The organism is Planctomicrobium mucosum (genome assembly GCF_051466335.1).
Lineage (GTDB): Bacteria > Planctomycetota > Planctomycetia > Planctomycetales > Planctomycetaceae > Planctomicrobium.
On sequence record NZ_CP195793.1, the window covers coordinates 4,470,001 to 4,485,183 of the forward strand.

At 53.3% G+C, this 15,183-nt stretch carries 10 protein-coding genes; 7 read left to right on the forward strand and 3 right to left on the reverse strand.

Going from position 1 to position 15,183, the window contains the following annotated elements; all coding sequences use genetic code 11:
- Window positions 1–211 precede the first annotated feature (211 nt).
- Window positions 212–1,150: a 4-hydroxy-3-methylbut-2-enyl diphosphate reductase gene (gene ispH / locus SH668x_RS17720; RefSeq protein ID WP_437186393.1), complete on the forward strand. Its 939-nt coding sequence runs from the start codon at window positions 212–214 to the stop codon at window positions 1,148–1,150.
- 140 nt (window positions 1,151–1,290) lie between these two features.
- On the opposite strand, the gene SH668x_RS17725 is transcribed toward ispH, so the two are convergent.
- On the reverse strand, window positions 1,291–3,981 hold the full coding sequence (locus tag SH668x_RS17725) for an MGH1-like glycoside hydrolase domain-containing protein (RefSeq protein ID WP_437186394.1): 2,691 nt from the start codon (window positions 3,979–3,981) through the stop codon (window positions 1,291–1,293).
- Between the two features lie 323 nt (window positions 3,982–4,304).
- Between SH668x_RS17725 and SH668x_RS17730 the strand changes: the two genes are divergently transcribed.
- Window positions 4,305–6,176 carry a hypothetical protein gene (locus tag SH668x_RS17730; protein ID WP_437186395.1) on the forward strand — a complete coding sequence of 624 codons (1,872 nt, stop codon included), beginning with the start codon at window positions 4,305–4,307 and terminating at the stop codon, window positions 6,174–6,176.
- A 147-nt stretch (window positions 6,177–6,323) separates the two neighbouring features.
- Here SH668x_RS17730 and SH668x_RS17735 read toward each other — a convergent pair whose 3' ends face one another.
- Complete coding sequence (locus SH668x_RS17735) at window positions 6,324–7,262, reverse strand: UbiA family prenyltransferase (protein WP_437186396.1); 939 nt, start codon at window positions 7,260–7,262, stop codon at window positions 6,324–6,326.
- Between the two features lie 429 nt (window positions 7,263–7,691).
- Here SH668x_RS17735 and SH668x_RS17740 point away from each other — a divergent pair, with 429 nt between their 5' ends.
- The 3 genes from SH668x_RS17740 to SH668x_RS17750 all read left to right on the forward strand — a co-directional run bounded on the left by SH668x_RS17740 (window position 7,692) and on the right by SH668x_RS17750 (window position 11,705).
- Window positions 7,692–7,976, forward strand: a complete 285-nt coding sequence (locus SH668x_RS17740) for a hypothetical protein (protein WP_437186397.1) — start codon at window positions 7,692–7,694, stop codon at window positions 7,974–7,976.
- Between the two features lie 1,049 nt (window positions 7,977–9,025).
- A complete protein-coding gene (locus SH668x_RS17745; RefSeq protein ID WP_437186398.1) occupies window positions 9,026–10,204 on the forward strand; it encodes an ATP-grasp domain-containing protein in 1,179 nt (392 codons plus the stop codon).
- Between the two features lie 205 nt (window positions 10,205–10,409).
- Window positions 10,410–11,705, forward strand: coding sequence for a PP2C family protein-serine/threonine phosphatase (locus SH668x_RS17750; RefSeq protein ID WP_437186399.1), 1,296 nt, complete (start codon window positions 10,410–10,412; stop codon window positions 11,703–11,705).
- A gap of 153 nt (window positions 11,706–11,858) precedes the next feature.
- Here the strand turns inward: SH668x_RS17750 and efp are convergent, their stop codons facing one another.
- On the reverse strand, window positions 11,859–12,422 hold the full coding sequence (gene efp / locus SH668x_RS17755; protein ID WP_437186400.1) for an elongation factor P: 564 nt from the start codon (window positions 12,420–12,422) through the stop codon (window positions 11,859–11,861).
- Between the two features lie 319 nt (window positions 12,423–12,741).
- Here efp and epmB point away from each other — a divergent pair, with 319 nt between their 5' ends.
- Window positions 12,742–13,785 carry an EF-P beta-lysylation protein EpmB gene (epmB, locus tag SH668x_RS17760; RefSeq protein ID WP_437186401.1) on the forward strand — a complete coding sequence of 348 codons (1,044 nt, stop codon included), beginning with the start codon at window positions 12,742–12,744 and terminating at the stop codon, window positions 13,783–13,785.
- 56 nt (window positions 13,786–13,841) lie between these two features.
- Complete coding sequence (locus tag SH668x_RS17765) at window positions 13,842–15,074, forward strand: cysteine desulfurase-like protein (protein ID WP_437186402.1); 1,233 nt, start codon at window positions 13,842–13,844, stop codon at window positions 15,072–15,074.
- Window positions 15,075–15,183: the final 109 nt, after the last annotated feature.

Consider the following 15,183-nt stretch of genomic DNA (forward strand, 5'->3'; position numbering starts at 1 on the left):
CAAATAAGTTCCTTTTGTGGGTAAATACCACTGAACGTTGACAATTCACATCGTCGCTGGCGGTCAATGTACTCCTCTTTCCTGTTTCCGAACTGGAATTCCTGTGAAGCCACACTCTACACTCCGGTCTGAGTTTGGGTTGCCGCGTGTTCAGAACACACCCCCTCAACGATCGCGATCTTCAGTGGCAAATTCAGTTGCCGAGGTCTCCATGAAAGTAATTCTGGCCAATCCCCGCGGTTTCTGCGCGGGAGTCAACATGGCCATCGATTGCCTGGAAGAGTGCATCAAGGCATTTGGACCTGACATTTACGTCTACCACGAAATCGTCCATAACCGCTACGTCGTGGACAGGTTCACAAAAGAGGGTGTGAAGTTCGTCGACCATATCGACGAAGTCCCGCGTGGATCGATTCTGCTCTATAGCGCACACGGTGTCTCCCCTGAAATTCGGGCAGCAGCAAGAGCGCGAGACCTTCGATCAATCGATGCGACCTGTCCGTTGGTCACGAAAGTCCACCTTGAAGCGATCAAGTACGCCAAGGGAGGCTACAACATCGTCCTCATCGGCCACGAAGGGCACGATGAAGTGATCGGAACTATGGGAGAAGCTCCTGAGAGCATCACCCTCGTTGAGACTCCCGAAGATGTCGACACGCTGACATTCACGTCGGAGGACAAGATTGCGTACCTCACTCAGACGACGCTGAGCGTTGAAGAGGCAGGAGCGGTCATCAAGAGATTGACCGAACGGTTCCCGCAGATCACAGCTCCCGCCAAAGAAGACATCTGCTACGCAACCACGAACCGTCAGCACGCAGTTCGTGAACTCATCCAGCAGGCAGATCTCCTGCTGGTTCTCGGCAGCCAGAACAGCTCTAACAGCCGTAGGCTCATGGAGATCGGTCTTTCTGAGAATCGTCCTTCATTCCTGATCGATGGAGCTCACGAACTCCAGCACGACTGGTTCACAGGCATTTCAACGGTGCTGGTCACCGCAGGCGCCAGCGCACCGGAAATTGTCGTTCAGGAAGTGCTGAAATTTCTCGAAGACAACTTCAGTGCGGTTGTTGATGAAATCACAACTCGTACCGAGCACGTGACCTTCCCGCTACCGAAGGAACTCAGGGCACTTCAAATCAGTAAGTGATTCTGACGATCAACAAAAATGAAAACGGGTCCGTTCCAATGACTTTTGGAACGGACCCGTTTCGCTTGAGTGATCGCTGCCTCACAATCGAATCCAGCACCGGGCGAAATCTCTTTCGCCCAATTCGGAGCCGAGAAGAATCATTCACTCGCTGTACGCCGTCGAGCCAGATGTTCGAGAATTGGAGCGATGAGCGCGGTCCAGCCAGTCTGGTGGCTCCCCCCCATTCCTCGCCCGGTATCTCCATGGAAGTACTCGTAGAAGAGGACTTGTTCATTCCAATTCGCGTCGTAATGGAACCGCTCCCCGCGTGAGTAGCTGGGACGACTGCCCGCCTCGTCAGGAACGAAGAGCCGGGCAAGACGAACGCGGATTTCGTCGGCCACTTCTCCCAGGTTCATCATATTCCCCGAACCGGTCGGACACTCGACCTTGAACGTATCGCCGTAAAACCGGTGATACCGGTCGAGGGATTCAACGATCAGGTAATTGAATGGGAACCAAATCGGACCGCGCCAGTTGGAGTTTCCTCCGAACATGCCGCTGTCCGATTCTCCCGGAACGTATTTCACGGACATCGTTTCGCCGTTGACGTCGAACGTGAATGGATGCTTCTCGTGGTATTTCGAGAGTGAGCGGATTCCAAAATCTGACAGGAATTCGTCTTCATCCAGCAAGTACGCGAGAATTCGCTCCAGCCTCTCGCGAGTGGAAACAGAGAGCAGCCACATCCCCTTCCCTGCCCCTTCCTCTTCGCTTCGGTCGAGGAATGTCATGAACGTTCCGAGGTCTTTGCGATGTTTCTTCATCCACTTCACGCGAGCCAGAAACTCCGGAAGCTGGTTAACAACTCGCTCTTCAATAACGTCCACAGTGAAGAGAGGGACCAGCCCGACGAGCGAACGGATTCGCAACGGAATGCTTTGAGAATCGACGAAGAGATGGTCGTAATAGAAGCCATCTTTTTCATCCCAGAGTCCGGTCCCGTCCAGCGTGTTCATCGCTTCTGAGATCGCGATGTAGTGATCGAAAAATTTGTAAGCGGTATCTGCGTACGCTTTATTACCGTCGGCGAGTTCGAGTGCAATCGACAACATGCTGGAGCAGAAAAACGCCATCCAGGCAGTTCCATCGGCCTGCTCAAGATGTCCTCCGACAGGGAGTGGTTTCGAGCGATCGAAAATCCCAATGTTATCCAAGCCAAGGAATCCACCGGTGAAGATGTGACGTCCGCGCACGTCCTTTCGGTTCACCCACCATGTGAAATTCAATAGCAGTTTCTGGAAGACTCGAGACAAAAAGACGCGGTCCCGCTGCCCCGGAGGACCGGTTTGTTCATATGTTCTCCAGCATGCCCAGGCATGGACCGGAGGATTGACGTCGCTGAAATTCCATTCGTAGGCGGGGATCTGCCCGTTGGGGTGCATATACCATTCACGCAGGAACATGATGAGTTGCTCTTTCGCAAACTCAATGTCCAGTCGAGAGAATGGAATCATGTGAAACGCAGAATCCCAGGCGGCGTACCAAGGATACTCCCATTTATCGGGCATCGAGATGATGTCGCGATTGAACAGGTGTTCCCAGTCGCCATTCCGTGGAAGTGCAGACTGCTTATCGTTGTACGGAGGGCGATTCGGTCCATTCTTCAGCCAGTCATCGACCGAATAGAAATAGAACTGCTTCGACCAGAACAATCCAGCGCTCGCCTGCCTCATGATCTTCCGCTCTTCGGAATTGATTGAGGCTCCAAACTTCAAATCGTAATAAGCATCCGCTTCAGCGATCCGGGTTTCGAAAGTAGTATCGAATTTCGAATCGAATGGATCCCGCGGAGCATGTTGCTCGTCTGTCATGCGGAGACGGATTTCCACTTGTCCGTGAGCAGGCACGTTCAGCGAATAGTGAGCAGCCGCCTTGGTCCCCTTGGGCTGCGAGTTTACCGCCCGCTTCATCCCTTCAATGAAGTACAGATGAAACGCATCTCTGCAATTGGGGCGTTTGATTGCAGGAGTACTCATCCGGCCAATGTTGGTGTCGTTTTCGGTGAACAACCACCGCGGTTTGGCTCCGCGTGGACCGGGGCCCGCTGCGATCTGCATGCGGCCCAGCGTTTCATGCTCTGCCACCAGCGTCTCATGGTCGACCTGAGTAATGCTCGGTCTTCCAAGTTCTTCCTCATAAACGTTTGTATGAGACCAGGTATTGCGAAACCAGAAGGTCGGCAACAGGTGAATCGGCGCAGCCTTGTTACTGCGATTCGCGACGACAATGCGGATCAACGTATCTTCGGGAGAGGCTTTCGCGTACTCGATCGTGATGTCAAAGAATTCATTCTGATCGAAGATTCCCGTGTCAGTCAGCTCATATTCCTGCTCTTCTCGTCCGCGGTTGCGATTCACTTCAACCAGCTGAGAGTATGGAAACGCGTTCTGCGGGTATCTGTACAACCCCTTGCAGTAGGAGTGTGTTGGAGTGGCATCCAAAAAGTAGTAGCTCTCTTTAACGTCTTCCCCGTGATTCCCTTCAGGACCACTCAGCCCGAAAAGACGCTCTTTCAGAATCGGATCTTTCCCATTCCACATCGCCAACGAAAAACAAAGTCGGCACTGACGGTCGGTCCACCCAAGAATCCCATCTTCCCCCCAGCGATAAGCACGCCAGGAAGATTGATCATGAGTGAAATGCTGCCAAGGTTCGCCATCAAGTGAATAGTCCTCTCGAACTGTCCCCCACTGACGATCTGCGAGATAAGTCCCCCATCGCTTCCAGTTTCCGTCGACATCCCTGCGAGAATCAGCAGCCAGGCGCTTTACCTCAGCTCCGCGCATCGAAAAATCAAGCAAAAATCCATCTCCCTAGATTCGGACTTTATCTGAACGACCTGTCGAATGTTGACTGGAATCAGTCCCCCATTCGCCATGAAACTCGGTCGCAATCAATGTCGAAATTCATTCCCGAACCCGTTGGCGCAAACGTTTTCTGGCAACAAAAACCTCGGATCAAACATTTCGGAAACTGATTTAGGGTTCCAAACACGACAAAAGTTTCATACATCTGATCGATTTCACCTGAAGTTGTCGACACAAATTCCAACGCAGGCCAATCAATTCCACAGCCCCTTATGCGTTGAGCTGTGACCATCGGAGCATTCATGTCGAATTCACAGCGAAAGATTTCATTTCAAGTCGATATCGCGGGAGTCATCGACATCATGGGCGGCTCGCTCTATAGCCGTCCCGACACTCCGATCCGTGAATTACTTCAGAATGCGCATGACGCCATCATGCGTCGCCGCCGATCCGACCTAGAGTTCCGGGGACGCATCCACGTTCGCCAAAATGCTGAACTCGGCACGCTCTCCTTTACCGATGATGGCATCGGCCTGACACCTGAAGACGCGGAAAACTATTTGGGAACAGTCGGAGCTGGCATTACAGGGATGATCAAACGATCAGAACCTGTTCCAGAGTCCGCCGGTGGATTGGGAGACCGTGGCGATCTCATCGGTCAATTTGGAGTTGGCCTCTTCAGCGCGTTCATGCTTGCTGACGGATTGATTGTCGAGAGCCGGAACGAACACGCCAAGACGGGAGTTCGTTGGGAAACTGGACAGGGAACAGAGATCTACATCTCGGAAATACCGAGAGAAACACTCGGGACGACCATCACGCTTGTCCTGAAATCGGAATTTCAATTTCTCGCACGGAAGCCGGAAGCAGTCGAAAAAGCGATTCGCGAATACGCAGACTTCCTCCCAATTCCCATCTTTCTTAATGATGTTCCCAAGCGGGTAAACGTCATTCACGCCGCCTGGTTTGAGCCATCTCAAGACCGTGAAGCGACCGAACTGGAACTGCAGAACTACTTCGACGAAGCCCCTATCGACATCATTCCAATTCGGGTTGAAAAGCCAGTCTCCATCGCCGGAGCACTCTATGTGACCCCGCAACGGGTTCCCGGATTTTCAAACCAGTCGACGGTGATGGTCACAGTGCGTCGAATGGTGATTTCCCGCACGATTCAGAATCTGTTGCCACCTTGGGCGACCTTTCTGCGAGGCTGCCTGGAACTTCACCACTGCTCGCCGACAACAAGCCGGGAAGACATCGTTCGCGACGACTACTTCGAACATGTCAAAGCCAACCTGGAAGAACTCATCTATCAACATTTTGAGGACCTCGCCGAGAGGGATCCCAGCCGGATGGAAGCGGTCGTCAATTGGCACCGATACTCCTTCGCGGGAGCTGCACTCGACAATGGAAGATTGCGAAATCTTCTGCGGGGGTCATACCGGATTCCGACTTCTCACGGTCCGCTCACAATCGATGAAATCCTCGACAAATCGGAATCCGATCCGCTGTATGAAGAGGAGGCGGAACGGGTCGTCTGGTACAACACCGACCGCCGCCAGGAGCGATGGATCAACTCGTTATTCAGCGAGCATCGCACTCCATGCGTGCATACATTCAGAAGCTTCGAAGAATCACTTCTCGCACAATGCGCCGCCGATGATAACGCCAGTGGAACACACACGGATTTGCGGATTGCTACCCCGAGCACTCCAGGATTCGCGACGACCATTCTCAATGTTCGCGATCTAGAAGAAGTTGATCCACAATGGAAAGAGTTTTTCAAAGATCTGGATGCGAAAATCTTGACCGGTTCATTTCGACGAGATCAGCCAGTCATGGCGTTTCTCAATGAACGCTACGAGCTTGTCCGCTCGTTCGATGAAATGAAACAACGGGGTGACATTCCTCGCGGATTCCAACGTCTGATCGACTCCCATTTCAAGAGCGACGCTCCTTCAGAAAACGAAGTGATTCTGAACCGCAGTCATCCTATGATCGCACGGGCTCTGTCGCAAAAGACGGGAATGCCACTGTCGAGCGTCATGCGGCTGATTGTCGTAAGTGCCCTGAATTCGGCTGGGGCAGCCACCCCGGATGCCGCGAGAAAGACGCAGCAGAGCGATCTCGACTGGATTGCAGAATGCCTTTGGGGCCGCGACAGCGACTCGTAAACTCTCCATTACCCAATCTACAAAAGCCGCGTCACCACGAGATTGATGCGGCTTTCTTCGTCTATGGGCGAATGTTCAACGATTTATCTCCGGGACGCGGAATCACACTGCAATCCATCATTTCGTGCGTGACATCCAGAGGCGTCCCTACGTCATCGAGATGACTCGACGCAACAGAATCGCAGGAATAATCAACGCCAACGTCGCGAGGACATACGGAACCCCGACCTGCCCCATCCGGTAAAAGATGACCATTGCATCAATCGTAATCACGGAGAGCAACATGGAGCCGATCGCTGGTTGAACGACTCCCGGCCTCGGATCCGAGATCGCGGTGATTGCTCTGCGGTTCAGCGAAAACGCGATCGCGGTCCACAAGACCAGGACAGGAAAATTGTCTTCCGTCCCAACGGGCCCCATGTCCCAACCCCATCCTTTAGGGATTTCGAGCATCCACACCGCAAGCAAAACGAGGCCGACATTCAAAACAACGAGCGCCCCGATCAGGGAACCTCGATTGCTCACCCTGGCCTCTGTGCGAGCAAACCACGTGACTCCCGTGATGTAGATTCCCATGGAAATTGCCACCCAAAGCTGAGGCATCGCCCAAAGTGATGGCAGGTCCGGGGCGGCACTGCTTGCTCCCAGAAGAATATTGAAAAAGCGGCAGGTCCCCATCGAAACGGGTCCGATTGGAGTTTTCTTCAGACCGCCATCATAAGCCAAGACGGCGACTGCAGTCAGAACCGCGATCAGCAGACTCGGAATCCCCACCACGCCAGCACAGATCAGCCCAGCGATCATCAGAAAACTACCGACGCCCATCGCTGCGGTCCGGGAAATCGCGCCAGATGGAATGGGACGATTTGGTCGCTCGCTTCGATCCTTATGAAGATCGAAGACGTCATTGAAAACCATCCCAGCGAGATAAAGACCGGCACTCGCTCCCAGCAAACATCCGAACTGCCAAGTGGGCTGCCATTCCTGTCGTGTCAGCAAGAAGCCAGCGAAAATATCGGCTAATGCGGTGAAGACAGTCGGCAATCGACAGAGACGCAACCAGGGAAGGATGGGGTTCGAACGCATACTCTTCACTCGTTGCGAAAATAGGGTTCAGCGGAATTGGGGAAACGCCCTTGTTAAGCACATTGCAGGCACAGTGTTGCAACTTCCGACGAACTCTGCCAAGCAGGTCCCGTAAAACAAAAAATGAACGCCGAACTCATTGAGTCCGGCGTTCAAGTTTTTTTGAATGATTCCGTTACGTTTCAGTTGGGGATAACTGATCGTTTTCGGGGTCACTCATCTTCAATTAGTTGCAAGCACCGGCTGGAACGCCGCAGCTTGGAGCACATGCTGCTGGAGCACCGCAAGATGGTGCACATGCAGCCACTTCGCATCCGCTGTCGCAGTAGTTATCGCACTTGTGAGCGTGACGTGCTTTCAGGCCATGGAACCAGCCAGCGAGCTTGTGCTTAACGCGGCAGCCCTTGGCAACTGGAGCACAGCAATCTGATGGAGCTGGAGCACAGCAAGCTGGAGCAGCTGCTGGTGCACATGGAGCTGCACAAGCTGGAGCAACTGCAGCTGGAGCACATGGTGCTGCACAAGCTGGAGCAACTGCTGCTGGTGCACATGGAGCTGCACAAGCTGGAGCAACTGCAGCTGGAGCACAAGCTTCGGCACATGGAGCACCGCAAGTTGGGCCGGCTGGAGCTGCACAAGCAGCAGCTGGTGCACAGCATGTTGCAGCTGGTGCTGCACATGTGCCGCCATGGTGACGGAACAGTCCGGCACTAGCAACGTTCACAGAAGCAGCAGCCATCAACAAAGCAGCGCACAGGGTTGTCAATTTCATCTTGAATCTCCTCGACTTCTTCCCGGGGGTTGAGTATTGCGACTTCGTCTTCACTGGTCTTTTTAGATCACAGTTTTTTTTGAAGCTCGCTAGTCACCACGATTTGTTTGGGTCCACCTGCCCAAAGATTTCGGCGTTCTAGCGGCGGAAGTGCAGTCTCTCGCTTCGAAAAATCGCCTCGCCGCCTCTCCCTGGCCCACATGTACCGTTTACAACGACCTTAACGCCCCCAGTGCCGATTTCCGGGATATATTTCCGCGAAGACAGCTCGATTGGCATCATTTCGCATCAACATCTGTGTGTTTAAACGGCGTAAAGGCTGCTGATTTCGCGACCCACAATGCTTGCTGTGAAATTTTTAAGACTAAAGCGAATCGTCTGTGATGAATTCTCTCAAGAAGCACGCCATTTTCACGACTGCGCTTCCCAAATCACCCCCGTATCCGCCTGTTTTTCCAACTCTCTGCAATACCGACGGCGTTCCGACCTCGCAAGACGTCCCTGTCGATTCAGCCCCAATCCAGCGGCACCACGACTTGCGTATCGCCAGATTGCTACAGGTTTGAGATAACTCGTACTTGATGAATCGAGAACCTCGGCAGAAGATGGGAACGGTCCGACTGCGGTTACCTATCCGTGTCGTCGTGCTTCAGGACGAGATGCGAGCCGATCGAGCAGAATTTGATGGTCGAATTCTGATGTCATGTCGCATCGTGCCGCTCCTATTTGCATAAAGCGAACAGGTTGGAGCCATTTTTTAATCGCCCCTTCCTGTCTATCGTTGCCAGTCGTCACTGCCCGATTGTGTGATTATGCTTCAGGAAGTCATGCTGAGCCGTTTCCGAAGTCGCTGTCATGGGGGCTGTCGTTCGTCTCGGCACGACGAAATAGAGAGTCAATTCAGGGCTGCATTCTGCGTTAGAACACTGAAGCAGGGCTGAGCTTTTGACATGCTTCCGGAATTAGCTGCAATATTGAATGGATGATCGGCGTGAATGCGAAGGCAGTGAGCGAATGTGACCTGATTATTGTCGGAGCGAGTACGCGAGCTGCAGCGTTTTCCGCATTGCGTGCAGGGCTACGACCCTATTGTCTCGATGCTTTTGGCGACGCTGATCTCGCTGCCCGAGTGCCGGGCCAAGTCATTCCGGATTATCCAGATGGATTGATTCCGATCCTGAAGACAATGCCTCGACTTCCCGTGGTGTACACCGGAGGGATCGAGAATCGAGCGGACATTCTCGATTATCTTGACGAGAATTTCGAACTCTGGGGAAATCGCAAAGACGCAGTGGCGCGCGTTAGGGATGCGGCAGTTCTCGCCGACGCTGCCCGTCTGGCTCGAGTCGGTTTTCCGGAGTGGCGAGCCTCTAGTGACCCGCCCCCAATGGATGGAACCTGGCTCCTGAAACCAATTCAGAGCGCTGGGGGATCAGGAATTTGCGTTTGGAATGAAGCTGCTGCAAATTCACCGACGCTGGCAGCCCAGCATTTGTTCCAGAAATTCATTGATGGAGTCCCCTTCTCCGCCGTATTCGTTGCTCCGGCTCCGGTTTGTGACGTTCGGTTCGTCGGAATGACGCAGCAGATCATCGGTGAAAAGGCCTGCCATGCACAGCCGTTTCAGTGGTGCGGGAATATCGGGCCCATCTCATTAACGATCTCCCTCGAGACCAACATTCGGCGTTTCGGGAATATCCTGAAGTGGAAGCTGGGGATGTTGGGGGTGTTCGGAGTCGATCTGATACTCGACGCGAACGGAGACGCTTGGGTAACAGAAGTGAACCCCAGATATCCAGCATCCTTCGAGCTGCTGGAGCATGCCACCGGTCTTCCACTTTTCCTCGAGCACTGTCGTTGCTTCACGGAAGCCGAATTTCCAGATGCTGAGTGGAACGAGGCAATCAACGCTGATTTCGTAGGGAAGGCCGTGTACTACAGCCCGACTCCTTTCACGTCCAATACCGAACTCGCGGAGCCCGGGTCTGTGCAGGTTTTCAGGTTTCCTGAGATTGCTGACCTGCCGGCACCGGGTTACGAAAACCAAGCCGGAAGCCCGGTTTGTACGGTATTCGAAAGCGGTAGCGGTGTTGAAGAAACTTGGTTTGCGTTGCAACACCGTTTACTGGCGCTGGATGCCCAGTTTCGCCACTCGTCCGATTCACTCTGAGCAATGGAATTTGACTTGGGGTAAATCACGAGTTGCGATTGCATTCTCTGCCGAATTGCAAGGTCGAGGAATTGAGAGGGCTGGCGGCAACATTGCAGTTTTGTTCCAATAAAGTCATTGATTGAGACATTCTTCGCCAAAGAACACCTGTTCATGCAGGCGCTCTCGGTGCATTGATCACATCACATTCCAAGACAGGACCAACGTGTATTGGGAGCAGTCCGTCCAGTGTGGCGCCGAAACCGATATTGGTTTGCGTAGACAGAACAACGAAGATTCGCACTACGTTCATGTTTGTAGTGACGAGTCCGAGTGGCGGCGCTCTGGACACTTACTGATGGTCGCAGATGGAATGGGAGGACATGCCGTCGGTGAGCTTGCCAGTCAAATTGCCGTTGAGACCGTCCCGCACGTCTTTCTGAAGTCGACAGAAACCGATCCCTGTAAGCTGCTTCGAGAGGCGATCACCGCGGCCAACGCGGCGATTTATGAGCGAGGCACCCAGAATGTGGATTTTCTACATATGGGGACGACCTGCTCTGTTTTAGCCCTCACATCTCAGGGGGCAATCGCTGGGCACGTTGGTGACAGTCGACTTTACCGTGTCCGTCGGGACCGAATTGACCAGCTGACGTTTGACCACAGTCTGGAATGGGAGCTGGAACGTCAGCATGGTCATCTTGATGGCTTCATCAATGCCCACCAGCATCGGAACGTGATTACTCGATCTTTGGGACCAGAGAAGTCGGTCGATGTCGATATTGAAGGTCCTTTTCCAGTTTATCCCGAAGATACGTACCTGCTTTGCTCGGATGGGGTTTCCAATCAGATTTCCGATCCAGAATTGGGAGCGATTCTTAGAGAACTCCCTCCGCATCAGGCGTCGAAATTACTAATCAATCTCGCGAATAGTCGCGGTGGGCCTGATAACTCGACGGTCGTAATTGCACGCGTAGGAGCGTTGCCGGCCAACGTTGTCCCAATTTCCCCTGAGAGGGCGTTCGAAAATCCATTGGCACTCGGATGGTCCTGGTTGATCGGCTATTGGCTCACAGCGTTAGGGGGAGTGACCGGGATCGGGATGTCGTGGATGGGACACGACGTGCAAGGGGCGTTTCTCATCATGGTGTCGCTCATCGCCCTGGCCGGGCTGAGTATCGCCCTCGTCCGCCGGCAGAAGAAAATCCGAAGTCAGATGCTTCTGGACGCTTCTTTTACTCATCATTCAAGACCCCATCGGACTGCTGTCGGACTGTCGTCGAAAGCACTGCTCGAACTCTTGCTGAAGACCAGCGGAGACCTTCAGCGGGCGGCGCAGGAAGATCGGTGGGGCGTCAATTGGGAAGAGTATCAGCAGACCCTTGATTTATCGCTCAAATCGCAACGCGAGAAACGCTACTCCAAGGGGATTCGAGAAATCGCTCGGGCCATTTCCATCATCATGGATAAGTTGCCAAGAAATGGGACTATTGGCCGCGAAAAGTCTCATCCATCGTTGTGAATCCACGTGTCTGAGGAGCGGCGAGATTGAGAAGTGTTGCGGTAAAACACAGCGTCGGCCAATCAATGCTCTTGTTTCCAAGGGAAATGACTAGCCGACGCACACGATTTTTCAGATTGACTGTCGTCGCGTCGTCAGACGCGAGTTGGGCAATTACGCTCGGCCGAGGTATTCGCCGGTTTCAGCTGCGATACGAATCTTTTCGCCTTCTTTGATGAACCCTGGGACCATCACTTCAGCGCCTGTTTCAACGGTCGCAGGCTTCTGAACGTTTGTGGCAGTATTCCCCTTCATCGCTGGCTCGGTGTAAGTGATTTCGAGGATGACGTGAGTCGGAGGAGTAACACCGATGAGCTGATCATTCCAGTACATCAGGCCAGTTGGCTCACCTTCTTTGATGTACTTCATCTGATCAGCACAGACGCTCTTGGAAAGAGTCACCTGCTCGAAGCTTTCGTTGTCCATGAACACGTAGCTCTCGCCATCAAAATAGGAATACATGCCATCGGAATTGCGAATGTCGGCAGCTTCCAGCGAATCACCACTTCGATAAGTGATGTCGAGGCTGACGCCAGTCAGCAAGTTTCGAATGCGGGTTTTGTAGAGAGCCTGGCCCTTACCGGGCTTCACGAAATGGATTTCAATCATTTCATAAGGGGACCCCTCATGGACGACTTTAATCCCTTTCTTAAATTCTCCCGCGTTGATCTGTGGCATTGGTCTTTTTCCAACGAGTCGCTAAGTTGACTGAATCGCTGCGACGCAGCGAGAGTTCGTGTTACACTCCGATTCCGGCCGAACTCACTCTTTGTAAGCCGGAATAGCAGGAGGAGAATAGCAAATGCATCGGGCGCGGGAAATCTTAGCCTGAAATCGCATACTTCTTGTCATGGAAGCGAGAGTGGAAAGCCCTCCGGATTGTTGCTGCTTTTGCGATTGTCCGAACTCTCGCCAGACATTGCCTTGAGCAAATTGTCTTGGGGGGTAATTTCTGTAAGTATTTTTCGGGTTCTGTGTTACGTAGAGTTCGGTCGAAATGAATGGGACTGTCAGTGTGGACGACGTGACTCGTGGCGACTTCTCCGGGATGGTCCCCGGGAGGAATCGAGACTGGCAGAAGAGTCTTGCGAATGCGATTCGCGATCTCCCGACACTGCTGGAATCACTCGGCCTCTCGTCCGAAGTACTCCCTGAGTTTCTTGATGCCGAAAGCGAGTTTCCACTACTCGTCCCAGAGAGCTACCAGCAACGAATGGAGAAGGGAAACTTTCATGATCCGTTGCTGATGCAAGTCCTTCCAATGGCTGTGGAGAATCAGCAAGTCATTGGATTCGACCATGATCCCGTGGGGGACGATGCGTCGAGAGCGGCTCCCGGACTGCTGCATAAATATCATGGGCGGGCCCTGCTGATTGCTCATGGTTCCTGTGCGATTCATTGCCGATACTGTTTTCGGCGCCACTTCCCATACGATCAGGAACCGCATTCCTGGGAGAGTTGGCAGCAAGCCCTGAACGTCATTCGTGACGATGAGTCTCTCCACGAAATTCTGTTGAGCGGTGGAGATCCTCTCATCCTGTCCGATCGACGACTGAAACAATTGATCGAGGCGTTGGCTGACATTCCACACTTGCGCCGTCTGCGAATCCATTCCCGACTCCCGATCGTTCTGCCAGAGCGAATGACCCCCGAACTCATCGCGCTACTGACGTCGACCCGCCTGCGCACGATCTTTGTCGTGCATGCAAACCATGCACGTGAATTAGAACAGGATTGTGCGATCGCGTTGCAATCCATGGTTCAGTCCGGGATGACGGTCTTGAATCAGGCTGTTCTGTTGAAGGGCGTCAATGATCATGTGGATGCCTTGGCTGAACTCTGCGAGAGATCTGTCGACCTAGGGGTGATTCCGTACTATCTGCATCAGCTCGATCGGGTTCAGGGGGCAGCTCATTTCGAAGTTCCTGTCGAAACTGGTCGGGAATTGATCGCTGCATTGAGAAGTCGTTTGCCAGGCTACGCTGTTCCGAGGTACGTTTGGGAGGAGCCGGGCGCTCCATCTAAAATGCCTCTCACTTGAAATGCTCACTTTTGTCTGTCCGCCACGCGCGGTTCAGCACGATTAGAAGCTCTGCCATGTTCGATTTTTCAGCGATTCGGGATCAATTTGTCGGGTTGCGACGAACCGTCAATGGAGATCCGGCAGTCTTCTTCGACGGCCCGGCTGGAAGTCAGGTTCCCGAATCGGTGATCGATGCGATCGCAGAGGCGTTGCGTTATCACAACGCGAACTGTCACGGACCGTTCGCGACGAGTATGGAGGGCGATGCAGCGATCGTCGCGGCCAGAGAAGCGGTGAGTGATTTCGTGCAGTGTTCGGACCCGGATGAAATTGTCTTTGGTCCAAACATGACCACAATCACGCTGAATCTGAGTCGGACGCTCGGGAGGACTTGGAGTCCATGCGACGAGATTATCGTCAGTGGGTTAGATCACGATGCGAATTTCACCCCCTGGAAAATTGCTGCCGAGCGGTCCGGTGTGAAAGTGCGAACGATTCAGGTGCGTCCAGAAGACTGCACTTTGGATCTCGATCATTTCCACTCATTGCTTGGGGAACGGACGCGACTCGTCGCGATTGGCCTGGCAGCGAATTCCACCGGAACAGTCAATCCAGTGGCGGAGATGTTTCAAGCTGCTCGAGCAGTCGGCGCGACGACTTTTGTGGACGCAGTGCACATGGCGCCGCATCGACGGTTGAACGTACAGAATCTGCACTGTGATTTTCTGGTTTGCAGTGCCTACAAGTTCTTCGGTCCCCACGTTGGAATTCTGTGGGGCCGCCGCGAATTACTCGAAAATCTACAGGTCGACAAGCTCCGCCCCTCCCCGAATACCGTTCCGGAAAAGTGGATGACAGGAACTCAAAATCATGAGGGAATTAGCGGGGTTCGAGCTGCGATCGATTATCTCGCTGGACTGGGAAGAGATTCTGCAGATGAGTCTCGCCGGAGTGCGCTTGATCGATCTTTCGATCGAATCACCGCACATGAGCAGTCGTTGTGTGCGCAGTTCCTGAAGGGGATTGCACAATTGAACCAGTACAGAGTGTGGGGCATCACCGATCCGGCCTCTTTCGACGCCCGAGTACCGACAGTGTCTCTCACTCATCGGTCGATTCCGGCGGCTCAGCTTGCCGCTCGACTTGGTGAGGACGGGATTTTCTGTTGGGGAGGAAACCACTATGCGGTTCCCTTTACAACTTCCGTTGGACTCGAGCCCCACGGAACCTTACGCATCGGAATGCTGCACTATAACACCAGCGAAGAAGTGAACCGGGTTTTGGAAGCGCTCGCTCGGTTTTCATGATTGCATGAAATGCTTCTGGTTTCGACCGAACCTGGCGGCAATCGGATCGGTCAACGGATTGTCTCGATTGATGCTGCTCTGACTGATGGCATGACGCGTTTTGATAAGT